This window comes from Paraburkholderia eburnea (assembly GCF_002917095.1).
Taxonomy (GTDB): Bacteria; Pseudomonadota; Gammaproteobacteria; order Burkholderiales; family Burkholderiaceae; genus Paraburkholderia; species Paraburkholderia eburnea.
Genome location: NZ_PQGA01000002.1, coordinates 662900 through 685737, shown reverse-complemented (window position 1 = coordinate 685737; position 22838 = coordinate 662900). Strand labels below are relative to the sequence as shown.

General features: G+C 66.0%; 20 protein-coding genes. 7 read left to right on the top strand and 13 right to left on the bottom strand.

Translation table 11 applies throughout. The annotated features are described in order from the left end of the window. Positions 1 to 52: 52 nt before the first annotated feature. The 6 genes from phbB to B0G62_RS07550 form a co-directional block, all read right to left on the bottom strand. Positions 53 to 799: an acetoacetyl-CoA reductase gene (gene phbB, locus B0G62_RS07575; RefSeq protein ID WP_103703529.1), complete on the bottom strand. Its 747-nt coding sequence runs from the start codon at positions 797 to 799 to the stop codon at positions 53 to 55. Beyond that, on the bottom strand, positions 789 to 1307 hold the full coding sequence (locus tag B0G62_RS07570) for a hypothetical protein (protein WP_103703528.1): 519 nt from the start codon (positions 1305 to 1307) through the stop codon (positions 789 to 791). The genes phbB and B0G62_RS07570 overlap by 11 nt, the downstream gene beginning before the upstream one ends. Positions 1308 to 1698: 391 nt before the next feature. Next, positions 1699 to 2160, bottom strand: a complete 462-nt coding sequence (locus B0G62_RS07565; RefSeq protein WP_103703676.1) for a universal stress protein — start codon at positions 2158 to 2160, stop codon at positions 1699 to 1701. 120 nt (positions 2161 to 2280) lie between these two features. Continuing rightward, positions 2281 to 3267: a zinc-dependent alcohol dehydrogenase family protein gene (locus B0G62_RS07560; RefSeq protein ID WP_103703527.1), complete on the bottom strand. Its 987-nt coding sequence runs from the start codon at positions 3265 to 3267 to the stop codon at positions 2281 to 2283. Positions 3268 to 3400: 133 nt separating this feature from the next. Then, a complete protein-coding gene (locus B0G62_RS07555; protein WP_103703526.1) occupies positions 3401 to 4372 on the bottom strand; it encodes an acetyltransferase in 972 nt (323 codons plus the stop codon). A gap of 176 nt (positions 4373 to 4548) precedes the next feature. Beyond that, positions 4549 to 4944 (bottom strand): transposase, encoded by a 396-nt coding sequence (locus tag B0G62_RS07550; RefSeq protein WP_167401201.1) that lies wholly within the window; start codon positions 4942 to 4944, stop codon positions 4549 to 4551. A gap of 154 nt (positions 4945 to 5098) precedes the next feature. On the opposite strand from B0G62_RS07550, the gene B0G62_RS07545 reads away from it, so the two are divergent. Continuing rightward, entirely contained in the window at positions 5099 to 5947 is an 849-nt protein-coding gene (locus B0G62_RS07545; protein WP_103703524.1) for a DUF72 domain-containing protein, read from the top strand. A 17-nt stretch (positions 5948 to 5964) separates the two neighbouring features. On the opposite strand, the gene B0G62_RS07540 is transcribed toward B0G62_RS07545, so the two are convergent. Further along, positions 5965 to 6600 (bottom strand): TetR/AcrR family transcriptional regulator, encoded by a 636-nt coding sequence (locus B0G62_RS07540; protein WP_103703523.1) that lies wholly within the window; start codon positions 6598 to 6600, stop codon positions 5965 to 5967. Between the two features lie 74 nt (positions 6601 to 6674). Here B0G62_RS07540 and B0G62_RS07535 point away from each other — a divergent pair, with 74 nt between their 5' ends. Next, positions 6675 to 7022, top strand: a complete 348-nt coding sequence (locus B0G62_RS07535) for a darcynin family protein (RefSeq protein ID WP_208624212.1) — start codon at positions 6675 to 6677, stop codon at positions 7020 to 7022. 61 nt (positions 7023 to 7083) lie between these two features. Here B0G62_RS07535 and B0G62_RS07530 read toward each other — a convergent pair whose 3' ends face one another. Further along, positions 7084 to 8628: an RNA polymerase factor sigma-54 gene (locus B0G62_RS07530; RefSeq protein WP_103703521.1), complete on the bottom strand. Its 1545-nt coding sequence runs from the start codon at positions 8626 to 8628 to the stop codon at positions 7084 to 7086. A gap of 332 nt (positions 8629 to 8960) precedes the next feature. Between B0G62_RS07530 and B0G62_RS07525 the strand changes: the two genes are divergently transcribed. Then, positions 8961 to 9305 (top strand): BON domain-containing protein, encoded by a 345-nt coding sequence (locus B0G62_RS07525; RefSeq protein WP_103703520.1) that lies wholly within the window; start codon positions 8961 to 8963, stop codon positions 9303 to 9305. 68 nt (positions 9306 to 9373) lie between these two features. Here the strand turns inward: B0G62_RS07525 and B0G62_RS07520 are convergent, their stop codons facing one another. Beyond that, complete coding sequence (locus tag B0G62_RS07520) at positions 9374 to 10417, bottom strand: aldo/keto reductase (RefSeq protein ID WP_103703519.1); 1044 nt, start codon at positions 10415 to 10417, stop codon at positions 9374 to 9376. Between the two features lie 239 nt (positions 10418 to 10656). Here B0G62_RS07520 and B0G62_RS07515 point away from each other — a divergent pair, with 239 nt between their 5' ends. Further along, positions 10657 to 15123, top strand: a complete 4467-nt coding sequence (locus B0G62_RS07515; RefSeq protein ID WP_103703518.1) for a DEAD/DEAH box helicase — start codon at positions 10657 to 10659, stop codon at positions 15121 to 15123. Between the two features lie 138 nt (positions 15124 to 15261). Here the strand turns inward: B0G62_RS07515 and B0G62_RS07510 are convergent, their stop codons facing one another. Beyond that, positions 15262 to 17838 carry a heavy metal translocating P-type ATPase gene (locus B0G62_RS07510; RefSeq protein WP_103703517.1) on the bottom strand — a complete coding sequence of 859 codons (2577 nt, stop codon included), beginning with the start codon at positions 17836 to 17838 and terminating at the stop codon, positions 15262 to 15264. 82 nt (positions 17839 to 17920) lie between these two features. Here B0G62_RS07510 and cadR point away from each other — a divergent pair, with 82 nt between their 5' ends. Further along, the gene (cadR, locus tag B0G62_RS07505; protein WP_103703516.1) at positions 17921 to 18409 is read left to right on the top strand and encodes a Cd(II)/Pb(II)-responsive transcriptional regulator; all 489 of its coding nucleotides are present in this window, start codon (positions 17921 to 17923) and stop codon (positions 18407 to 18409) included. Between the two features lie 51 nt (positions 18410 to 18460). On the opposite strand, the gene B0G62_RS07500 is transcribed toward cadR, so the two are convergent. After that, positions 18461 to 19921 carry a M20 family metallopeptidase gene (locus B0G62_RS07500; RefSeq protein WP_103703515.1) on the bottom strand — a complete coding sequence of 487 codons (1461 nt, stop codon included), beginning with the start codon at positions 19919 to 19921 and terminating at the stop codon, positions 18461 to 18463. A gap of 279 nt (positions 19922 to 20200) precedes the next feature. Between B0G62_RS07500 and B0G62_RS07495 the strand changes: the two genes are divergently transcribed. Continuing rightward, the gene (locus tag B0G62_RS07495) at positions 20201 to 20521 is read left to right on the top strand and encodes a superinfection immunity protein (protein ID WP_103703514.1); all 321 of its coding nucleotides are present in this window, start codon (positions 20201 to 20203) and stop codon (positions 20519 to 20521) included. 153 nt (positions 20522 to 20674) lie between these two features. Beyond that, positions 20675 to 21307 (top strand): LysE family translocator, encoded by a 633-nt coding sequence (locus tag B0G62_RS07490; protein ID WP_103703513.1) that lies wholly within the window; start codon positions 20675 to 20677, stop codon positions 21305 to 21307. Positions 21308 to 21385: 78 nt separating this feature from the next. On the opposite strand, the gene B0G62_RS07485 is transcribed toward B0G62_RS07490, so the two are convergent. Both B0G62_RS07485 and B0G62_RS07480 read right to left on the bottom strand, forming a co-directional pair. Next, complete coding sequence (locus tag B0G62_RS07485) at positions 21386 to 21658, bottom strand: YodC family protein (RefSeq protein WP_103703512.1); 273 nt, start codon at positions 21656 to 21658, stop codon at positions 21386 to 21388. A 605-nt stretch (positions 21659 to 22263) separates the two neighbouring features. After that, positions 22264 to 22830, bottom strand: a complete 567-nt coding sequence (locus B0G62_RS07480; RefSeq protein WP_103703511.1) for a carboxymuconolactone decarboxylase family protein — start codon at positions 22828 to 22830, stop codon at positions 22264 to 22266. Positions 22831 to 22838 lie beyond the last annotated feature (8 nt).

Sequence of the window (22838 nt, the reverse complement as noted above, 5' to 3'; positions counted from 1 at the left end):
CGGCATCCTGAATAATTCGTGGCGGCGCGCGTTAGCAGCGCCGCGTGCGTGCCTAGTGCATGTGCATGCCGCCATTGATCGCGATATCCGCGCCGGTGATGAAGCCCGCGTCGTCCGAGCACAGAAACGCGACGAGCGCCGCCACTTCCTCGGGTTTGCCGAGACGTCCGACGGGAATCTGCGGCAGGATGCGCTGCTGCATTACGTCGGCGGGAACGGCCTCGACCATCTGGGTGGCCAGGTAGCCGGGCGAGACCGTGTTGACCGTCACGCCCTTTTTCGCCACTTCGAGCGCCAATGCCTTCGTAAAGCCATGCAGCCCGGCCTTCGCCGCCGAGTAGTTGGCCTGCCCGTAAGCGCCGCGCGACCCGTTGACCGAGCCGATATTCACGACGCGGCCGAAGCCGCGCTCGAGCATGCCCGTCACGAAGGGCTTCGTCACGTTGAAAATCGAGTCGAGATTGGTGCGCATCACGCTGTCCCAATCGGCCTTCGACATTTTGACGAAGCTGCGGTCGCAGGTGATGCCCGCATTGTTCACCAGCACATCGACGCGCCCGAGATCGGCCAGCACGCGCGCGGCGACTTCCTGGCAGGCGTCGAAATCGGCTACGTCCATGGCATACGCGTGGAAATGCCGCCCTGCCGCGCGTTCCGTGTCGAGCCAGGTGGCCATGCGATCGTTACCCTTCGAGCAGGACAGCACGACGGTCATGCCCGCATCGGCGAGGCGCCGGCTGATCGCCGCGCCCAGGCCGCCCATGCCGCCCGTGACAAAGGCAATCCGTTCAGCGTCCATGCTGGCCTCCGTGCGCGTGGGCCGGTGCGTCGGTCGTGCTGGCCGCAACAGCCACACCAGCCGCGCCGGTGGCGACCGACATCGCGCGTTCAAAGGCCGCCATCCATTCGCGCATCGGCTGCACCACGCCGTCTGGGCTGGTTGCCGCCGCCGCGCCGGGTTGCAGGCCTGCCAGCGTGTCCTGCCATTGCTGCATCGCATCGCGTGCGGCATTGGCCCAGACGCCCGTGGCCTGCACGGTTGCGGCCGCGTTCTCCTGCCACAGCGCTGCACTCGCGATCAGATAGTTGCGCCACACGGTCTGGCTCGCCGCGCCAAAGTCACTCCAGCTCTGCGCGCCGCGCAGCGATTCGAGCGTGGCCTCCAGCGCGGCACGGTCGCGCGCCGTGCGGCGTTGCAGCAGATTCACCGCCTGCTCGCGCCATTGCTGCTGATGGACGAGCCATTGCAGCACAGCCGATGAGCCGCTGCGATACGCATTGAACGAGGCATGAGAAGCGTTGGACATGGCGGACTTTCCTTTCGACGGAGCTTTGCCTGGCGCGCAACGGAATGTTTCCATGCAGCCGCATAAGGGCGGCATGGCAGCGGCACAAGACAATGAACGGGAATATCAGCACTGAATTCTGACAGCGCTGCGGGATGCCGCAGCGCGCAAATTGCAGCGCGGAAAATCACGACAGATCGCGCCAACCTTTTGGAGTCCGGCGCAATTCATGGTCGCGAGGCCAAGTCACATCATAGGCACGATGGACGACCCGTGCGTGAAGATCGCGCCATCGTATTTGATCAAAATCTAATATCGAGATATTAGACTTGCACAAAATGCCCCGTGGATCGGTTCACGCGCGTTTTATCCGATTCGACACCGTTGTTGGCGAGGTGTAGGCGAAGCGCCGTCAGGCCGCTTTGGACTCTTCTTCGCGCACGAGCATGACGGGGCGATCGGCGATGCGCAGGAATGATTCCGCCACGCTGCCAATCAGCAACCGTTTGACGCCGGACAAACCGCGAGTGCCCAGCACCACGAGATCCACCGCGTCTTCCCCCGCGATGCGGTGGATGACGGCGGCAATCTCCTCACCGTTCGAATCGGCGGCCCGCGTCGTGCCCGTGATGCCGGCCTGCGCGAACACGCTCTTCGCTTCGTCGAGCGCTGCCGTCGCGACATCGGCTTCGGCGCTCTGGCGCGTTTGCTCTTCGGCGAAACCCGTGCTGATATCGACGAGACGCGCCGGATGCCGAACCACGTAAAGCGCCTGCACCGTGCCGCCCGTCGCCTTGGCGATCTTCACTGCTTCGTCAAGCGCTCGACGCCCGCCCCGGCTACCGTCGATCGCCACCAGAATCTGCTTGTACATGCTGACCTCCCGGGCATCGCCCATGATCGAAATGTCCGCGCTTCGTTATTGCACTTGCATAGATAAGGGCAAATTCGTGCGACTCGCTGCGGCTTGTGGTCGCCGTGCGCCCGCTCGTTCTCATCGCATCGTCAGCACGGCCGCGCCCGTCAGGCGGCCCGCGCGCAGGTCGGCGAGCGCATCGTTGGCGCGCGCGAGCGGATACACCGTGGTCTCGATTTCGAGCGTGTGGCGCGCGGCGATCGCCATGAAAGTCGCGCCGTCATCGCGCGTGAGGTTTGCCACCGAGACGATGCGCCGCTCCTCCCAGAGCCACGCGTAGGGAAACGTTGGAATGTCGCTCATGTGGATGCCGCCGCAGACGACCGTGCCGCCCTTCGTCACCGCGCGCAGCGCCGCGGGCACGAGCGCGCCGACGGGCGCGAACAGCAGCGCGGCGTCGAGCGGCTCGGGCGGCGTTTCGTCGCTGCCGCCCGCCCACACCGCGCCGAGCCGCCTTGCGAAGCGCTGGGCGTCCTGATCGCCGGGACGCGTGAACGCATAGACCGTGCGTCCCTGATGCCGTGCGACTTGCGCGACGATATGCGCCGCCGCGCCAAAGCCGTAGATGCCGATCCGCTGCGCATCGCCGGCGAGCACGAGCGTGCGATAGCCGATCAGCCCCGCGCACAGCAGCGGCGCGGCCTGAACGTCGCTGTACTGGCGCGGCAAATGGAAGCAGTAGTGGGCGTCGGCGACCACGCGTTGCGCATAGCCGCCATCGCGCGTGTAACCCGTGAACGCCGGAGCATCGCAGAGATTTTCGCGGCCCGCGAGGCAAAAGCGGCAATGTCCGCAGGTGTGACCGAGCCACGGCACACCCACGCGATCGCCGGGCGCAAAGCCCGTCACACCCGCGCCGGACGCGGCCACGGTGCCAACGATTTCATGGCCCGGAATCACCGGGCGCTTCGGCTCGGTCAGGTCGCCATCGACCACATGCAGGTCGGTGCGGCACACACCGCAGGCATGGACATCGATCAGCAGTTCGCCGGCTTTGGGAACCGGATCGGGTTGCTCCGTCTCGCGTAGTAACGGACTCGTTCCGTCGAACAGCATCGCTCGCATCGTCGGCCTCCTCGCGTCGCGCTTTGGGAGTTCAGCGCTTTTTCATGTTACGCGGTCGGCCCGCCTGGCGCAGCGGGTCAGGCAACTGGTGGACAATTGCCGAGGCAATGAACCCCGGTAATGAACCGGGCGATCAACGCGGCATCGGACGCCCGAACACGCGCGCGAAGGCGGCGACGAACTGATCGAGACGCTTCGAATCGAGACAATCGATGCCCGCCGCGCCCACCCGGCCGTTGCCGCCGGGGAACGCGCGGCAGAGTTCGTCGGCGCCGCGTGGCTGCTCCAGCGGCGCACGCACGCTGACGGCGTAATTGCCGTCGGGGTTGACGCTCAGCACCGCATGGGCGTGTCCCGGCTCCTCGATCGCCAGAGCGTTGGCGAACACGCCGCGCACGCGACGCGCCCAGGGCTCGTCGGGCAAGACGCAGACGCTGCCGTATTGCAGCGCGATCAGCGGCGTGATTTGCTGGGCGCGCACCAGGTCGTCATCGCGGCAGGACGCCAGGCGCTCAAGCAACGGCTCGCTGGCGATGAATTCGAATGGATCGGCGTAGGGCTTTATCGCTTCATAAAGCGCCGCGGGCGCGATGAACAGGTCTTCGACGCTATCGCCATAGGCGTTGTAGTTGATCGATTCGCCCAACTCGCACAACTGCTCGATCTGCTCCTCCGACATGTCCGCTTTTTGCGCGAGGTCGCGCGCGGTCCTGGGCAGGTTGTCGCCGAACGCCGCCGCGATGGCCCACGAGCGGTGCCGGCCTTGCAGATGGCGATCGACCAGCACGCTCGTGCAAACCTGCGCCGTGGTGTCGATGTGCGCCATGAGGTTGACGTTCATCGGCAGATCGCCGGCGTGATGATGATCGAAATATTCGACGTGAATGTCCCGGTCGAGCAGCGCGCAGATCGCCGCGCGATTGGTGTCGAACGAGATGTCGAGTACCGTGAGCGAGTCGCCGGGCTGTGCCTGGACGCGCTTGACGAGCGCGATGTCGCGCTTCGCTCCCGTGATCAACGTGGCCTGGCGCGGCCGCGCCAGGCGAAGCTGGTGAAGCGCGCAGATGCCGTCCGCGTCGCCATTGAATACGTCGAAATGCGCCATGTCCTCAGGATTCCGTTGCGTTGAGCCCAACAGTATCGCGCACCGCGGGCCATTCCCACAAAGGGCCGATTGGAACGCCGCGTTTTCAGACTGCAAAAACAATGCAAAACGGGCAGCGGATGATGATCCACTGCCCGTTCGGTGTGTCAGACGGTTCCGCTAGTCAGCCGGCGCGCTCAGGTGCGCGCGAGCGGCCAGCGCAACGAGAACGCGACCGGAAAGCGCGGCGCCCGGCGACCGGCCGGCGCGCGCCACGGCTGCATGCGTGCATTCATGGCCGCGCACATCGCCACGCCTTCGTCGCCATAAAGGCGTTCCATGGCCTGTTGCACGAGCCCCGCGTCGAACCACACCTTGAAACGGCGATGGCAGGTGCGGAAGTCGGGATAGCGCTCTGGCAGCCTGGCCCAGACCGAGCCGGTCGAGAGCACCCAGAGGATGGCTTCGAACACGGCGCGCGGGCAATGAGCCGGACGGCCGCGGCGCGGGCCGCTGGAGCGAATTTCGTGAAAAAGCGGCTCGACGCTGCGCCACTGCGCGTCGCTCAGCTCGCGAGAAGGACGAGACTGCATCTGATATTCCAAGTGAGGTTGTCTGACACACATCGACTAAATTAGCCTCACGTCACTGAGAAAAATATCGGACTATGCCTAAAACACTCTCAAAAACCGTCGCGGAGCGGGTCGCGCTACACTGCCGCATCTCCGATTCGATGGCGCCGATCCGATGACACGCTCCCCCGCTTCGCCTGTCAAAACGCCCATCAAAGCCGGCCGCATCCGTGTCGGCATTGGTGGCTGGATCTACGCCCCATGGCGCGGCGCCTTCTATCCCGAAGGCCTGGCCCAGCGTCTCGAACTCGATTACGCAAGCCGCCACCTGAGCACGCTGGAAATCAACAGCACGTATTACGGCGCGCAAAAGCCCACGAGTTTCCAGCGCTGGCACGATGAAACGCCCGACGACTTCGTGTTTTCGCTAAAAGGTCCGCGTTTCGCGATGAACCGGCGCGTGCTGGCCGAAGCCGGCGCGTCGATCGAACGCTTTCTCACGGGCGGCCTGCTGAACCTGGGCGACAAACTCGGCCCGATCAACTGGCAACTGATGCCGGGCAAGCAGTTCGATCCCGAGGACTACGCACGATTCCTCGATCTGCTACCCGACGAAATCGATGGCCGCAAGCTGCGTCATGCGCTGGAAGTCCGTCACGCAAGCTTCTGCACGCCGGAGTTCGTGGCGCTGGCGCGCAAGCGCGCAGCCGCCATCGTGGTATCCGGCGATTCGGACTATCCGCAGATCGCGGACGCCTCCGCGCCGTTCGTCTACGCCCGCATCATGGGCACGGTAGCCGATCACAAGGCGGGCTACGGGCCCGCCGACCTCGACCGCTGGGTCGAGCGCGCGCTCACGTGGGCGCAAGGCGGCACGCCCGACGATCTCGACACCTTCGGCAAACCGCTCGCGGCCAAAGCGGGCCGCGATGTCTATCTCTATGTGATCAGCGGCCACAAGGAACACAACCCGGCGGCGGCGATGGCGCTCATCGAGCGCCTGCGCAAGCGCGGCGCGCACTGACGCATACACCGGCGCGCTCAGCGCGGCGTCTCGCTGCGCCACAGATAGCCGACCACGGCACGCGTCGCGCGCGCCTCCAGCGCGACGGCATCGGTTTCGCCGCGCGCACCCGCCGCATCGACCATGCCGCGCACGATGGCGAACACATCGAAGGCCGCCGTCGAGGGATCGTCAAGACAAGGCGCATCGGGCAGGCTGAACGCACGCATGAGCGTCGCGTGAATGCGATCGCCGATGCGCGCGTCACGCTCGCCGAGCGGTAGCCGTTCTTCCTCGAAATCGAGCAGACGTGCGAGCACGGGCCGCTGCATCTGATGCGCGACCGACGCACGAATCAAGCCGAGCAACGCCATTTCGCAACTCGCGGCCACCCCCGCCTGCTCGAGCGCCGCGAGCAATGGCGCGCTCTCGCGCTCGATCAGCGCGGCAGTGAGCGCATCGCGATTCGGGAAGTATTGATAGAGCGAGCCGACGCTCACGCCGGCGCGCCCGGCGATCGCGTTGGTCGTGTAGCCGGTGAAGCCGCCGTGCTCCAGAATGCGAGCCGCCGCTTCGAGAATGGCATCGACGGTGGCGGTCGAGCGGCGCTGCACCGGCTGTTTGCGCGCGTCGAGCGGGGCTGCGCGGCGACGGCCGCGAGGTGTGGGCGTCATGGTCGGAATGCGAGTATCGAATGTGAGCAAACACTCGTATTCTAACCACACCTTCAACCGATCAGGAAATCGCCGTGAATGCTTCTACCAGGCCTGCCCTTACTGTCTTCATGCTCGTGAAAAGCCTGCCCGCGTGGCTCGAACTGCCGCCCGACGCACGCCGCGTCGCATTGAACGACCATGTCCTGCCCTTGCTCGAACGTCATCGCGAACACGTTCGGCTGCGTTTGTACGACGTCGAGTTCTACGCAGCGCGCGTCACCGACGTCTGGGTATGGGAAGCGGAAAGTCATCAGGCCTACGAACAATTGATCGAAGCGCTGCGCGACACGCCGTTCTGGGACCGCTACTTTCAGATCGTCGAGATTTTGCCCGGTGTGGAAGCGGATCACATGGGCGAAAACATAGCCGTGGCCGCATGACGACGCAAAAAAAGCGCACAAAACTCCGTGCGCTTTTTACATGAGACAACGCAATCGCCGCTTAAATCTGCCGGCGCATTTCCGCAGCCGGCAGCTTCATCATCTGCCGATACTTCGTCACCGTGCGGCGCGCGACGCGCACGCCCTGCTTTTCCAGTTCCTGCGTGAGCACGACATCCGAGAGCGGATCGCGCGGATTTTCAGCGTCGATCATTTCCTTGATCAGCGCGCGGACCGCCGCCGCCGAACACGTCCCGCCGGTGCGCGTCTCCAGTTCGCGCGGGAAGAAGCGCTTGAATTCGAAGATGCCGCGCGGCGTGGCCATGTACTTGTTGCCGGTCGCGCGCGAGACCGTCGATTCGTGCAAGCCGAGTTCGTCGGCGACATCGCGCAGCAGCATCGGGCGCAGCGCGATTTCGCCGTACTGGAAGAACGCCTTTTGACGCGCGACGATGCATTCACCCACGCGCAGGATCGTTTCGCAGCGCTTGTGCGCGTTGCGGATCAGCCAGCGCGCCTCCTGAAGCTGTTGCGCGAGCGGCGAGCGGCTGGTCTGATCGGAGCGCGCGAACATTTCAGCGTAGAGCTTGTGGATGCGCGCGCGCGGCTCGATAGCCGGATTCACGCTCACGACCCACTTGCCGCGCACCTGGCGCACGATGACATCGGGGATCACATAGCCGCCGTCGGCGCGGCCATAGTGGTTGCCCGGCTTCGGATCGAGACGGCGCACCAGCGCCGTCGCGGCTTGCAGCGAAGCCGCATCGCAACCGAGCTGGCGTTGCAGTTCGCCATTCTCGCGGCGCGCGAGGCGCTCCAGGTGCTGCGTGACGATCTGCAGCGCGAGATCGCGATGCGGCGTGTCTCCCGGCATCGCTTCGAGTTGCAGTGCAAGGCATTCGGACAGCGAACGCGCGCCGATGCCCGGCCGGTCGAGCGTCTGCACGACGCACAGCGCGACCCGCAGGCGGTCCTCGTCGAGAATATCGGCGACGCCTTCGAGTTCGACCAGATCGGCCAGTTCCTGACGCAGATAGCCATCGTCATCAAGCGCTTCGATCACGATCTGCGCCGCCGCGCGGTCGAGTTCGTCGAGCGGCGAAAGGCGCAGCGCCTCGTGTAGCTGATCGCGCAGGGAAATGGGCACGCGCACCCAGTCGGAGGCTTCTGAATCGCCATCCTCCGAGCCGCGATAAGTCGATGAGCGCAGCGAGCCGGACGAAGGCAAATCGGCGGTATAGCCGCCGCCCTCATCCTGATAGCCCGAGTTTTCGTCGCTGTAGTTGCCCTGTTCGTCGCCATAGCTCGACGTTTCCTGGGCCGCGCCCCCGTCCATGCCGCTTTCCATGCTGCCTCCCGGCATGTCGGCGAGCGCCGTGGGCGCCTCGCTGGCTGCCGCGCCGATACCGGCCGCGCCTTCGGCGGCTTCCGCCGCTTCGCCGGTCTCGGAAGCCGGCGGCACGTATTCAAGGAACGGATTGGTGTCGAGCGCTTCGCGCAGTTCCTGCTGGAATTCGAGCGACGAGAGCTGCAACAGGCGCACGGCCTGCTGCAGACGCGGCGTCAGCGCCAGATGCTGGCGAGCTTGTAACGCGATGGAAGGCATGGCTGTCCCGTTCGTGAAAATGTGGAGTGAATGCGCCCTTCTACGCAACACCCATGCCAGTTTTTACAAACGCTTGTTTTGTAACGGGATCGACGCTTGCGGCAACGAAATTCACCGGCTGCCGATTCATTGATCGACAGACGTTTTTACAATCGGGCGGAAAAATTGCGTGCCCGATGCCCGGCGTTCCAGACATCACGCGACGGATCGGATGTTGAGGGTGGCGCGCGTTCGAACCCCGTGCCGCCGGGCTTTGGCAACGGGGTCCACGGGGCGCGGCACGGACCTTGCTGTATCGAAGCACGAACATCAACTCATACAGGAGAACTCTGATGAAGCGCACCCCGATGCTCAAGACCGCTGCTGGCGTGGCCTGCATGACCTTCGCGCTGATGGCCGGCGCACAGACCAACAATGCTTCGACGTCCACGGGCAGCTCCGAAAGCGTGGGCCAGCACGTTGACGACGCAACCATCACCACCAAGGTGAAGGCCGAACTGCTCGGCACGAAGAACCTGAAATCCGAGCATATTCATGTGAAGACGCGCAAGGGCGTCGTGTCGCTGACCGGCACGGTGCCGAGCGCCGAGGACCGCGATAACGCCAAGCAGGTGGTGGAAGGCGTGTCCGGCGTGGACTCGGTGAAGAACCACCTGAAGGTGGTGGCCGCGCAGTAAGCGTCGTAAATGACACTTCTCGCCAGGAAAACGCGCGGCATCCAGGCCGCGCGTTTCTTTTTGCCAGATTAGCGCTGCGCCTGCTGCAACTGCTCCCGCCGCGCGTCGCCTTGACGCGCCAGCATCCAGCCCGGATATTCCGCAGGCAGACCGCTCACATCGTCGAGGATCGCCAGTTCCTCGGCCGACAGCTTGACCTTGGTGGCGGCGATGTTGTCGTCGAGTTGATCGACGCGCTTTGCGCCGACGATCACCGTGGTCACCGCGCGCTGATGCAGCAGCCACGCCAGCGCGATCTGCGCCACGGACACGCCTTTTTGCGTCGCGATCGGCCGCATCGCGTCGATGCAATTCCAGGCGCGCTCGCGCTCGACAGGCGGGAAATCGAACGTCGTGCGGCGGCTGCCCGCCTCGCCCTGCTGATCGCGACCATATTTGCCGCTCAGCAATCCGCCCGCAAGCGGGCTCCACACCATCAGGCCCAGTCCCTCGCTGGCCAGCATCGGCACGATCTCGCGCTCCAGGTCGCGGCCCGCGATCGTGTAATACGCCTGCAGCGACTCGAAACGCGCGAGGCCATGATGATGCGCGATGCCCAACGCCTTCACGATCTGCCACGCGGCCCAGTTCGACACGCCCACATAGCGCACGTGACCTTGCTGCACGAGCGTATCGAACGCGCGCACGGTTTCCTCGATCGGCGTGGCCGGGTCGAAACCGTGAATCTGATAGAGATCGATATGGTCGAGCTGCAGACGCTTGAGACTCGCCTTTACGCCTTCCATGATGTGATAGCGCGTGGCGCCCCGCTGATTCGGCGACGGCCCCATTTCGCCGAGCACCTTGGTCGCCACCACCACCTGATCGCGCGCGATCTTGAGGTTCTTGAGCGCCTGACCGGTGATCTGCTCGGAGACACCCTGGGAATAGACGTCCGCGGTGTCGATAAAGTTGATGCCGGCGTCGAGCGCGCGGCCGACGAGACGTTCGGCATCGGCCTGCTGCAGATCGCCGATCTGGTTCCAGATGCCGGCGCCGCCGCCGAAAGTCATGGTGCCGAGACACAGCTCGGAAACAAACAGGCCAGTGCGGCCGAGCGGGTTGTATCGCATGGGAAAACTCCGTCGAGGGTCGAGGGAACATCGAAGGGACATCCAGCGGGGCGAGCATACTGCGTTCGGGCAAGGTCTGCCGAAGGCAAGCGCCGGGCCACCGCATGGTGAAACGCGGCGCGGGCGTGGCAAGTCCAGGCGGCGGGGCCGGAAATTTGCGAGACTGCCTGAATGCGCGCGCGGATTGCGGTCTCGACCCGCCTTGAAACCCGCATCGCGCGCCCCCAAACCTTGTGCCTATGGCCTCGCTCCCTTCCACGCCCATCGCGCCCATCGCGTCCCAGCCGGACGACCCGCTCGCCCTCTTCCACCCGGCAGTGGCCGCCTGGTTCCGGCGCAGCTTCGACGCGCCGACGCCCGCGCAGCGCGCCGCCTGGCCGCTGATCGAAAGCCGTCGCGCCACCCTGGTCGCCGCGCCCACAGGCTCGGGCAAGACGCTCACGGCCTTTCTCACCGCCATCGACGCGCTGGTGCGCGAGGGGCTTGCCAACGGCGGCGCGCTGCCCGATGCGACGCTGGTGGTCTATGTCTCGCCGCTCAAGGCGCTCTCGAACGATATCCACCTGAACCTCGAACGGCCGCTCGCCGGCATCGGCGATGAACTCGCGCGGCTCGGCCTGCCGCCGGTCGACATCCGCGCGGCCGTGCGCACCGGCGACACGCCGCAGCCCGAGCGCGCCGCGCTGCGCCGCCGGGCGCCGCATATTCTCGTGACCACGCCGGAATCGCTTTACGTGCTGCTCGGCTCGGAGTCGGGCCGGCGCATGCTGGCGAGCGCGCGCACCGTCATCGTCGATGAAATTCACGCCGTAGCGGGCAACAAGCGCGGCGCGCACCTGGCATTGAGCCTCGAACGGCTCGATGCGCTATGCGCCGCGCCGCCGCTGCGCATCGGTCTTTCGGCGACGCAAAAGCCCATCGAAACCGTCGCGCGCTTTCTGGTGGGCATGGGCGACGACGCCAACGCGCCGCCGGCCTGCGAAATCGTCGATGCCGGTCACGCACGCGAGCGCGATCTCGCGCTCGAAGTGCCGCCCGTGCCGCTCGAAGCGATCATGGCGAACGATGTCTGGGAGCGCGTCTACGACCGCATGGCCGAACTCGTCGCGATGCATCGCACCACGCTGGTATTCGTCAACACGCGGCGCATGGCCGAGCGCGTCGCGCGCCATCTCACCGACCGCCTGGGCAACGACGCCGTGGCCGCGCATCACGGCAGCCTCGCGCGCGAGCACCGTTTCGAGGCCGAACAGCGGCTCAAGCGCGGCGATCTGCGCGTGCTGGTGGCGACGGCCTCGCTCGAACTCGGCATCGATATCGGCGATGTCGATCTCGTCGTGCAGATCGGCTCGCCGCGCTCGATCGCGGCGTTTTTGCAGCGCGTCGGGCGCTCCGGGCACCAGGTCGGCGGCACGCCGAAAGGACGGCTCTTCCCGACTTCGCGCGACGATCTGATCGAGTGCACGGCCCTGCTCGACTGCGTGCGGCGCGGCGAACTGGACCGCATCACGCTGCCGCACGCGCCGCTCGACGTGCTCGCGCAACAGATCGTCGCGGAAGTCGCCTGTCAGGAATGGAGCGAGGACGCGCTCTACGCGCTCGTGCGGCGCAGCGCGCCTTATGCGCAGCTCGATCGGGCGCGCTTCGACACGGTGCTGCGCATGCTCGCCGAGGGCTACACGAGCCGTCATGGCCCGCGCGCCGCGTATCTGCATCGCGATGTCGTGAGCCAGACGCTGCGCGCGCGGCGCGGCGCGAGGCTGGTCGCGCTGACATCGGGCGGCACGATTCCCGACAACGCCGATTACGCCGTGCTGCTCGAACCGCAGAGCGTGCAGATTGGCACCGTGAACGAGGATTTCGCCGTCGAGAGTCTGGCCGGCGACGTGTTCCAGCTCGGCAACGCGTCGTATCGCATTCTGCGTATCGAGGCGGGCCGCGTGCGTGTCGAGGACGCGCAGGGCCAGCCGCCCAACATTCCGTTCTGGCTCGGCGAGGCGCCGGGCCGCAGCGACGAGCTGTCGTCGGCGATTTCGCGCCTGCGGGCGCAGATCGAAGCGAAACTGGGCGAAGGCTCGAATCATCCGGATGCCCAATCCTCTGCCACCGATGCAATCGCAATCGAGCGCGCCACAGCCTGGCTTTGCGATGCGCTCGGCCTGGAGGATGCCGCCGCGCGTCAGATCGTCGACTATCTGGCGCGCGCGCGCCAGGCGCTGACCGTGTTGCCCACGCATGACACGCTCGTGATGGAGCGTTTCTTCGACGAATCCGGCGGCACGCAACTCGTCATTCACTCGCCCTATGGCAGCCGCACGAACCGCGCGTGGGGCCTTGCACTGCGCAAGCGCTTTTGCCGCCAGTTCAACTTCGAGCTTCAGGCGGCCGCCACCGAAGACGCCATCATTCTTTCGCTGACAGGGGCGCACAGCTTTGCGCTCGACGAAGTGTGGCGCTATCTGCATTCGAATTCCGCCGAGCATCTGCTGGTACAAGCGCTGCTGGATGCGCCGCTGTTTGGCGTGCGCTGGCGCTGGAACGCGACCGCAGCGCTCGCGCTGCCGCGCCAGAGCGGCGGGCGCAAGACGCCGCCGCAGATCCAGCGCATGCGCAGCGAAGACCTGCTCGCCGCCGTGTTTCCCGATCAGGTGGCCTGTGTCGAAAATCTCGCGGGCGAGCGCGAAATTCCGGAGCATCCGCTCGTCGATCAAACGCTCGATGACTGCCTGCACGATGCGATGGACACCGAAACATGGCTCGCGCTGCTGCGCCGCATGGAATCCGGCGCCGTGCGCCTCGTGACGCGCGAGTTGCCGGCGCCCTCGCCGCTCGCCGCCGAAATCCTCACCGCGCGTCCCTACGCGTTTCTGGACGACGCGCCCATCGAGGAGCGGCGCACCCAGGCCGTGCTGTCGCGGCGCTGGAGCGACCCCGAATCCGCCGACGATCTGGGCGCGCTCGATCTCGACGCCATCGCGAGCGTGCGCGAAGAAGCCTGGCCGCAGGTTCGCAACGCCGACGAAATGCACGACGCGCTCAACACGCTCGGTGCGCTTGCCCAAGGCGAAGTGCAAGCGAGCGGCTGGGACGGATGGCTTGAGGAACTCGCCGCGAGCGGTCGCGCGACGCGCCTGGCCGTAGCCGATCACGAAGCACTGTGGGTCGGCATCGAACGGCTGGCCTGCGTGCGGGCGATTTATCCGCAGGCGCGCTGCGAGCCGCCGCTTCACGTTCCGGACGCCCTGCGCGCCGACCCTCGTGGCGAACCGTGGAGCGAGGACTCCGCGCTGGTCGAACTGATACGGGCGCGGCTTTCGGGCTTTGGACCGCTGGGCGTCGCGCAGGTGGCGCGGCCGCTTGCGCTGGAGGCAAGCGTGGCCGCCCTCGCCCTCACGCGGCTCGAAGCCGAGGGCACGGTTATGCGCGGGCGCTTCACGCCGGGCGCGCCCGACGAGGAGTGGTGCGAACGTCACCTGCTCGCGCGCATCCACCGTTACACCGTGCGCAAGCTGCGCCGTGAAATCGAGCCGGTCGAGCGCCACGATTTCATGCGTTTCCTGCTCGAATGGCAGCACGTCGCACCGGGCTCCCGTGGCTCCGGTCGGGATGCGCTTGCGGCAATGCTCGATCAGCTCGAAGGCTGGGAGGCGTCGGCGCTTGCGTGGGAGGACGAGATCCTGCCCGCGCGCATCGACGATTACTCGCCGATACTGCTCGACGATCTGTGCCGTTCGGGACGGCTCGCGTGGGCGCGGCTGCCTGCGCGCGCGGCCTCGGCCGCCACGGCCACCGTACGCAGCACGCCCGTCGTGCTGCTGCCGCGCCGCGAGCTGATGCGCTGGACCGCCTTGCTCGACGCGCCCGAGGCCCAACCCGCGGCGCGCGCGCGGCGCGTCTATGACGCGCTGCTGCGTCACGGCGCGATGTTCTTCGATGAACTGGCCGCCGACGCGCATCTGCTTGGCGTCGAGCTGGAAAGCGCACTCGGCGAGCTGGTGGCGGCGGGTCTCGTGAACGCGGATAGTTTTGCGGGACTGCGAGCGTTGGTGCGCCCTGCGGCGAAACGTTCGGCGTATCACGGCAAGCGAAGGCCGCGCGGCTTCGGGCCGCTGGTCGGGTCGATGGCCGATGCGGGACGCTGGGCGGTGCTGCGGCGCGTGACGTTGCCGCCGGAAGCTGATGACGCCGCACAAACGCCTAAGCACGTCGCGCAGACTCGCCGCTTGCCCGCCGATGCCGAATTGCTCGAACACGTGGCGAACGTTCTGTTGCGCCGCTACGGCGTGATCTGCTGGCAATTGCTGGCGCGCGAAGCGCCCTGGCTGCCGCCGTGGCGCGATCTCCTGCGCGTGCTGCATCGCATGGAGGCGCGTGGCCACGTGCGTGGCGGCCGCTTCGTGACGGGGCTTTCCGGCGAGCAGTTCGCGCTGCCCGAAGCGATCCCGCTGCTGCGCGAGGTTCGGCGGCGCGGCGGGCAAGATCCGGCAGACGACGCCGCGCCGGTCTGCATCGCCGCGTCCGATCCGCTCAACCTGCTCGGCTCCGTGCTGCCGGGCGAGAAAGTGCCGGCCGTCGCGGGGAACCGCGTTGTATTTCAGGGCGGTTTGCCCGTCGCCACGTTGATTGCGGGGCGTGTGGAGTTTCGCGGCGATTTCGATGCCGCAACTCAGGCTCGGCTGCGGTCCGCCTTGACGCGCGCTGGCTGACTTGCGGCGCGCGCAACGGTTGAGACTTGCGCTTGCGTGTTTTCGTGCCACCTGAGTCTTTTGCGGTCGGATGCGTGCTGGTTTGGCTGTTAGTTGCATAAGAGTGAAAACAGCGAGCCGAAAAGGCTCGCCGATAACTCAGCCCGCCAGCGTGGCCGAACGATCCGCGAAATGCCGGCGCACCCGCAATCCGTTGGCCACCACCAGCAGACTCGCCCCCACGTCCGCGAACACGGCCATCCAGAGCGTCGCCTCGCCCACCAGCGCGAGCGCCAGGAACACCACCTTGATCCCCAGCGCGAGCGCGATGTTCTGCATCAGCACCGCCGAGACCTTGCGGCTCAGCCCGATGAACGCCGCGATCTTGCGCGGATCGTCGTCCATGATCGCGACATCGGCGGTTTCGAGCGCCGTCGCCGTGCCCGCCGCTCCCATCGCGAAGCCGATGTCGGCGCGCGCCAGCGCAGGCGCGTCGTTCACGCCGTCGCCGACCATCGCCGTCATGCCGCGCGTCGCCGAGAGTTCGGCGATCGCGTCCTGCTTGTCCTGCGGCAGCAGATTGCCGCGCGCGTCGTCGATGCCGAGCGGCCCGGCGATCGCACGCGCCGTGGTCGGGTTGTCGCCGCTCAGCATCACGGGCGTCACGCCCAGGCGCTTGAGCGCACGCACGGCAGGCGCGCTCTCGGACCGCACCGCGTCGGCGACCGCGAAGAGCGCCACCGGCTCGCGCGAGGAGCACAGCACGATTGCGGTCTTACCCGCCGCTTCGAGACGCGCGAGCTGCGTTTCCAGTTCCGGCGAACACAAGCCCAGCGACTCCACCAGCCGATGGTTGCCCAGGTGCCAGGCCTCGCCGTGCTGACCGCCCATCCGCCCTGTCACGCCCAGGCCGTTGATGACCGCGAAGTCGTCTATTTTTTCCAGCGATGCCTGCCCGTCGAGCGCCCGCCAGCCCGCCACGATCGCGCGGGCGACAGGATGTGTGCTCGCCTCGTCGAGGCTCGCGGCCAGGCGCAGGGCTTCAGACTTCGGCAACGCGCCCAGCGTGAGAACGTCAGTTAGTTGCGGCGCGCCGAGCGTGAGCGTGCCCGTCTTGTCGAGCGCCACGGCCTTGAGCAGGCGGCCGCGTTCGAGCCACACGCCGCCCTTCACGAGAATGCCGTTGCGCGCCGCCGCCGCGAGGCCGCTCACGACCGTCACCGGCGTCGCGACCACCAGTGCGCACGGGCAAGCGATAACGAGCAGCACGAGCGCCTTGTAGAGCCATGCGCTCCACGCGCCGCCGAACACGAGCGGACCGCCCAGCGCAATCAGCACCGCGAACGCGACCACGGCGGGCGTGTAGTAACGGGCGAACTGATCGACGAAACGTTGTGTCGGCGCGCGCTGTGCCTGCGCGTCCTGCACCGCCGCGGCGATGCGCGCGAGCGTGCTGTCGCGCGCGGTCGCGGTGACCGTCGCTTCCACCACGCCATCGACGACGATGCTGCCTGCATAAAGCGCATCGCCCTCGGTCTTGTCGACGGGCAGGCTTTCGCCGGTGATGGGCGCCTGATCGAGCGCCGCGCGGCCGGTGGCGACGCGCGCATCGACCGGCACGCGCTCGCCCGTGCGCACGCGGATACGCGCGCCGACCGCGACTTCGGCGACCGCACGGGTGCGCCATTCGCCTTGCGGCGCACCAGCGCTCGCATCGACAAACCAGACCTCGGCGGTTTCGGGCGCGAGCGCGGTGAGCGAGCGGATCGCGTGACGCGCACGCTCCAGCGACAGCGCCTCGATTTCCTCCGCCAGCGCGAACAGGAACACGACCATGGCCGCTTCCGGCCACTTGCCGATCGCGATCGCCCCGGCGACCGCCAGCGACATCAGGAAGTAGATATTGATCGTGAAATTCTTGAGCGCGATCCAGCCTTTCTTGAGCGTCGGCAGGCCCGCGCACAGCAGCGAGACCGCCGCGCAGACCAGCACCGGCACGCCCGCTTCGTGGCCCGTCGTCCAGGCGAGCACTTCGGCGCCCGCGGCGGCGAGGCCGCTGGCGGCAAGCAGCAGCTTCTGGCGCATCGCGAGGCCCGGCGCGGTTGCAGGTGCGCTCGCATCGTCGCCTTCGGCAAGCGCGCGCGGCGCCATGTCGAGCGCGCGCAGTGCGGTTTCGAGCGGCTGCGCGTCGGGCAGCGTGTGATAGACGGTCAGCTCGCGCGCCAGCAGGTCGAAGTCGAGGCGCGCGACGCCCGGCATGGGTTCGAGGCGGTTGCGGATCAGCCGTTCTTCGGTCGGGCAATCCATGTTGTCGATGCGGTAACGCGCGCGCTGCGTGCCCTCGGGCGCGGGCGCCGCCGGACGGCCGCGTCCGGTCCGGGGCTCGGCGCCGTGGCAGCAGGATGCGCCCGCATGGCCGGTGTGGTCATGATCGCTGTGATCATGGGCATGGCCGTGGTCATGCGCGTGATCGTGTGCGTGCTTCGGCGCGTGATCGTCGCCGTGGCCGTGGCTGCACGCCTGCCCGTGGTCGCCATGATCGTGCGAGTGGTCATGCGCGTGGCCGCGAGCATGGCTATCCTCGGCGCCATGATCCGCGTGGTCATTCCCCGTTTCGATTGCTTCACGCGCATCCCGCGCCGTTGCCGTCGCGCCTGCCGCTGCCGTGTCCCGCTCGCCGGCGCGCGCCCGATAGCGCTGCGTCAGTGCGCCCCGCGACAAGAAAACCTGGACCATGGCCGATTTCTCCCAAAAGTGACAGAATCATTGGACAGCCTGTAGTCGCTACAGGGTCAAGTCTTTTTTGGGAATCGCGACGATGAGAATCGGAGAACTGGCGCGTCACGCGCATTGCGACGTCGAGACGGTGCGCTTCTACGAGCGCGAGGGATTGCTGGACGAACCCGCGCGCGAAACCAACGGATATCGCAGCTACACGGCCGGGCACGCCGCGCAACTCAATTTCATCCGCCACTGCCGCTCGCTCGGCATCGGCCTGTCCGATATCCGTATGCTGCGGCGCTATCAGGCCGACCCGGATCAGCCCTGCGACGAAGTGAACGCGCTGATCGACTGCCAGATCGCGCGCATCCATCAGCAGATCGAAACGATGCGCGTGCTGGAGCAACAGCTACGCACGCTGCGCGACAGTTGCAACGCGCGCCATAGCAGCGCGGAGTGCGGAATCATGAAGAATCTGGAGCAACCGGTCGACGAGGAAAACTGCTCCTGTCACGCAGACGCGGCCGATGCGGGACATGACGCCCGTCATGATCCGATCGCTGAGGACTCGCACGCCCACCGCTGACGCGAGCACGCGCAAAGCGCGGCCCGCGTCGCGGAAAGATCGCGCACCCAGTCAAGGCGCCGAGGCAATGACCTCGGCGACCGTGGCCGTGAGCTTCTTCGCGTAGGGCACGTGCAGGAACTCGTTCGGCCCGTGCGCGTTCGACTTCGGGCCGAGCACGCCGCACACCATGAACTGCGATTTCGGGAAGCCGGCCTGCAGCACGTTCATGAGCGGGATGGTGCCGCCCTGACCGAGATACGCGCAGTCCGCGCCGAAGTGGTTGCGCGAGGCCGTGTCGAGCGCCTGCGAAAGCCAGGGCGCCAGGTCGGGGGCGCTCCAGCCGTTGGCCGCACCGACGTCGGGCTTGAACGTCACGCGCGCGTTGTAGGGCGGATCGACTTCGAGCAAGGCCTTGAGGTCCGCCACGGCCTTTGCCGCATCCAGCAGCGGCGGCAGGCGCAGCGACAGCTTGAACGCCGTGCGCGGACGCAGCACGTTGCCCGCATTCGCCAGCGACGGCAGCCCGGCCGCGCCGGTCACGGACAGCGAGGGCCGCCACGTGGAATCGAGCAGCGCCTGCTGCGGATCGGTCGTGGTCGGCAAGACGCGGCGGCCATCCAGGCCACATGCCCACGGCATGCTCTTCCAGACGTTCTCGCCGAGGATCTTCGCCGTGGCTTGCGCTTCGGCCAGACGTTTCGACGGAATCGGAATATGGAAGCCTTCGGGCAGCAGCGTGCCGGTGCGGGCATCTTCGAGCCGCTCGAACAACTGGCGCATCACGCGGAAGCTCGACGGCGCGATGCCGCCATACGAACCCGAGTGAATGCCCTCTTCGAGCACTTCGACTTCCAGATCGCCGGTCACGAGCCCGCGCAGCGACGTGGTGAGCCAGAGCTGGTCGTAATTGCCGGCCCCCGAATCGAGGCAGACGACCAGACCCACCGAGCCCAGCCGGTCACGCAGCGCATCGACATAAGGCAGCAGATCGTAGCTGCCCGACTCCTCGCAGGTTTCGATCAGGCCCACGCAGCGCGGCCGCTCGACGCCCTGCGCGTCGAGTGCGGCCAACGCCGTGACGCTGGCGTAGATGGCATAGCCGTCGTCCGCGCCGCCGCGGCCATAGAGGCGGCCGTCTTCGAATTTAGGCATCCACGGGCCGAGGTCATTGCGCCAGCCGTCGAATTCAGGCTGCTTGTCGAGGTGACCGTAGAGCAGAACGGTTTCGCTGCTGCCCGAGCGCGTGGCCGGCGCCTCGAAGAAGATCACGGGCGTGCGGCCGGGCAGGCGCACGACTTCGAGCTTGAGGCCGCGCACGGGCTGCGTCTCGGCCCACTTCGCGGCCTCAAGGACGACGCGCTCCAGATAGCCGTGCTTCGCCCAGTCGGCGTCGAAGGCGGGACTCTTCGCGGGCACCGCGATGTAGTCCGTGAGCGCAGGAACGATCTCGTCGTTCCATTTGCGTTCCACGAACGTGCGCAATTCGCCGTGATCGAGTTGGCGGGTGACCTCTGTCGTGTCTGAGCTCATGGTGTGGGGAGTCTTTGCCGGAAAAACCCCGATCATAGACCCGAACGCCCGTTCACCCAAAGGCCTCGCGCTCCCGTTGGCCATTCGGCCAGGTATTGGTGGGGTTACTGGCTGGGTTACTGGCTGGGTTATTGGGCACGTTTTGGCTACGTTTTGGCCGCGCGCGCGTCAGACGCTGTCAGACTATTGCCAGCCGTTTGCAAGGCCATTCTTACGCGCAGGAACGATCCGCGCGACAATAAACTTTCGAGGGCGACGCCCTGTCGCGGAGGTTTCATCATGGCGAGCCATTCCCTATTCGAGATCGTGGTCCTGCTGGCAGCGGTCGTGCTGTATTTCCTGCCCGCGATGATTGCCGACCGGCGTAAGCGTCACGACCTGCTGATCATCGCCCTGTTCAATGCGGTGGTCGGCTGGACGGTGCTGGGCTGGTTCCTGGCGCTGTTCTGGTCGCTGCAGCCGAATCCGCCCAGAGACATCGGCGACAACGTGCAGAAGAAGAAAAAAATCATCGGCATGCAGTTGTTCTCGCACCGCCTCAACGCCCGCGCCCAGGCTCGCCAGTCGAACAATACCGACCGCGAAGGCTCGTCGCGTTGATACCCCTGGCCAAATGGCCAACAAGCCGCAGTTGAGTGGGCACCGTCGCGCCAGCCATGAAATAATTACCCAAAACACCGCCACACCCGCTACCCCAAGCGTGCGTGCCGCACCGCTTCCCGTTGTCTGACCCGCAGCATTACGGAGTCCGCCATGCCCCATGTCGCCCCGCTGTTCGCCTTTGCCGCCGTCGCTCTTGGCATGGCGCTCACGCCCGGACCCAACATGATTTATCTGATCTCGCGCTCGATCTGCCAGGGGCGCAAGGCCGGTCTGATTTCGCTGGGCGGCGTCGCGCTGGGGTTCCTGTTCTACATGCTGTGCGCGGCGTTCGGTATTACCGCGCTGCTAATGGCCGTCCCGTTTGCCTACGATGCGCTGCGCCTAGGCGGCGCGCTCTACCTCGCCTGGCTCGCGTGGCAAACGCTCAAGCCGGGTGGCCGCTCGCCCTTCCAGGTGCGCGAGCTGACGCCCGATCGCCCCCGCAAGCTGTTCCTGATGGGCTTCGTCACCAACCTGCTGAATCCGAAGGTGGCGATCCTCTATCTCTCGCTGCTGCCGCAGTTCATCGACCCGAGCAAGGGCAGCGTGCTGACGCAGTCGATCGAACTGGGCACGGTGCAGATTCTGCTGTCAATCACGGTGAACGCCACGGCGGCGATCACGGCGGGCACGATCGCGTCGTTTCTCGCGGGCCGTCCGAAGTGGCTCACGATCCAGCGGTATCTGATGGGTACGGTGCTCGCCGGCCTCGCCGTGCGGATCGCCGCCGAGGGTCAACGCTAGGACGGTTTGGCCCGTCTGATCGGGTCGCCATGGGTCGCCATTGGGTCGCCACGAAGCAGGCGCCGCGCTGGCGCCCGCTCACACACGCCGCAAGGGCATGCGCATCTTGACCGAGCCGGCCGAAATCAGGCGCGGCTCCATTTTCACCATGTCCTGCGCGAACATGTCCTGACGCAGTTCGCCGTGTTCGTCGAACCATTGGCAGATCAGCCAGTGGCCGCTCGCGAATCCCACCGGCCCCGCGTACATGACAGTCATGCGTGGCCCACCCGATTTGAGGGTGACCACGTCGCCAATGCCCGCTTCGGCGCCATGCGGGCTTTCTGCGACTTCTTCGGTCGTATCAAGCATGGAATTCCCCGAGTAAAAAGCTCGTGCCTCGAATAGTCCCCGAAGCGGATCTGGAACCCGCCTTAAAGCGCGAAAAGCCGCCATTTCAGTTATGTAATTGCGGCGGCTTTCAATAAGTCTGGCAAGACTAACAATGCGAATTAAATCACGCAAGCGATTTTACCCCGACTGCGGGAAATCCGTATTTAAGGTGAAAACCTCAATTTGCCTAATCGTCCTACTCGTCGACAGCTATCTACGCTTTAGCGCGCGGCCGCTAGCGCCGCATAGGGAAAACAGTCTGATTATTTGAAAAATCAACGCTGTAGCGCCGCAACAATCCAGCTCGCAACGTGCGACCAGGTGCCGCATTAACCATATAGTTCAAGCCAACCAATCATGACCGGTCGGAGTGGAAGCGTTTTCCGCCAGAAAAGTTCATGCGTTTTATTTTTTACTCATCGCACGATCAAATATTGAAATTCTGTCGATGTGCGCAATTAAGCAACCGGCGGGTAAATCAGTACGCTGAAATATGGCCGTCATGCCAATTACAAAAACGCCCCATCCGGCCGTGACCGGATGGGGCGTCCGTTCCACCTGATGACGCCATAGGGCGTGTGCTCTTACTCGGGGAACGGCAGTGTCGCCTGACCTTCCGCGCGCATCCCGAAGACGTTGAGCGTCATCGCGACAAGCGCGTAGTAGCCCAACAGGCCGACCAGGTTGATCGTCGTCTCGTGCCCGAACCGCTCGACGGCCAGCGTGTAGGTAGCGTCCGAAACGCGTTTCGTGTCGTAAAGCTCGTTCGCAAAAGCGTAGATCAGCGCGTCGTCGGCGTCCTCGAAGACCGGCTCCATGCCGGTGCGGATCTGTTCGGCGAGCGCCTCGGGCACACCTGCCTTGATCGCGATCGGATAGTGGATGTACCACTCCGCCTGCGCCCGCCAGCGCGTCGCCGTCACCAGGATCGCCAGTTCCGAGAGGCGCAGCGACAGGCCCGTGCTGTACCGGCAGAACGCGCCCAGGCGCTGGGCGTGCTGAGCAAGCTGCGGGCTGTGGATCCAGCCGAGGAACGGGCCGTTCAGATTGCCGCGCGGGCCGGACAGGATTTCGTCGAGCACGGCCTTCTGCTCGGGCGTCGCACTGGCGGCGTCGAAGGCCGGCAGACGCGGATGCTGGGATTGCGTCATCGATTTTT

Excerpts from the sequence above, each read along its gene's own strand:
- phbB (WP_103703529.1), bottom strand. The coding sequence starts at position 799 with ATGGACGCTGAACGGATTGCCTTTGTCACGGGCGGCATGGGCGGCCTG.
- B0G62_RS07520 (WP_103703519.1), bottom strand. The coding sequence starts at position 10,417 with ATGCGATACAACCCGCTCGGCCGCACTGGCCTGTTTGTTTCCGAGCTG.
- B0G62_RS07515 (WP_103703518.1), top strand. The coding sequence starts at position 10,657 with ATGGCCTCGCTCCCTTCCACGCCCATCGCGCCCATCGCGTCCCAGCCG.
- B0G62_RS07545 (WP_103703524.1), top strand. The coding sequence starts at position 5,099 with ATGACACGCTCCCCCGCTTCGCCTGTCAAAACGCCCATCAAAGCCGGC.
- B0G62_RS07500 (WP_103703515.1), bottom strand. The coding sequence starts at position 19,921 with ATGAGCTCAGACACGACAGAGGTCACCCGCCAACTCGATCACGGCGAA.
- B0G62_RS07555 (WP_103703526.1), bottom strand. The coding sequence starts at position 4,372 with ATGGCGCATTTCGACGTATTCAATGGCGACGCGGACGGCATCTGCGCG.
- B0G62_RS07560 (WP_103703527.1), bottom strand. The coding sequence starts at position 3,267 with ATGCGAGCGATGCTGTTCGACGGAACGAGTCCGTTACTACGCGAGACG.
- B0G62_RS07530 (WP_103703521.1), bottom strand. The coding sequence starts at position 8,628 with ATGCCTTCCATCGCGTTACAAGCTCGCCAGCATCTGGCGCTGACGCCG.
- B0G62_RS07480 (WP_103703511.1), bottom strand. The coding sequence starts at position 22,830 with ATGACGCAATCCCAGCATCCGCGTCTGCCGGCCTTCGACGCCGCCAGT.
- B0G62_RS07495 (WP_103703514.1), top strand. The coding sequence starts at position 20,201 with ATGGCGAGCCATTCCCTATTCGAGATCGTGGTCCTGCTGGCAGCGGTC.
- B0G62_RS07540 (WP_103703523.1), bottom strand. The coding sequence starts at position 6,600 with ATGACGCCCACACCTCGCGGCCGTCGCCGCGCAGCCCCGCTCGACGCG.
- cadR (WP_103703516.1), top strand. The coding sequence starts at position 17,921 with ATGAGAATCGGAGAACTGGCGCGTCACGCGCATTGCGACGTCGAGACG.
- B0G62_RS07525 (WP_103703520.1), top strand. The coding sequence starts at position 8,961 with ATGAAGCGCACCCCGATGCTCAAGACCGCTGCTGGCGTGGCCTGCATG.
- B0G62_RS07490 (WP_103703513.1), top strand. The coding sequence starts at position 20,675 with ATGCCCCATGTCGCCCCGCTGTTCGCCTTTGCCGCCGTCGCTCTTGGC.
- B0G62_RS07550 (WP_167401201.1), bottom strand. The coding sequence starts at position 4,944 with ATGCAGTCTCGTCCTTCTCGCGAGCTGAGCGACGCGCAGTGGCGCAGC.
- B0G62_RS07510 (WP_103703517.1), bottom strand. The coding sequence starts at position 17,838 with ATGGTCCAGGTTTTCTTGTCGCGGGGCGCACTGACGCAGCGCTATCGG.
- B0G62_RS07565 (WP_103703676.1), bottom strand. The coding sequence starts at position 2,160 with ATGTACAAGCAGATTCTGGTGGCGATCGACGGTAGCCGGGGCGGGCGT.
- B0G62_RS07570 (WP_103703528.1), bottom strand. The coding sequence starts at position 1,307 with ATGTCCAACGCTTCTCATGCCTCGTTCAATGCGTATCGCAGCGGCTCA.
- B0G62_RS07485 (WP_103703512.1), bottom strand. The coding sequence starts at position 21,658 with ATGCTTGATACGACCGAAGAAGTCGCAGAAAGCCCGCATGGCGCCGAA.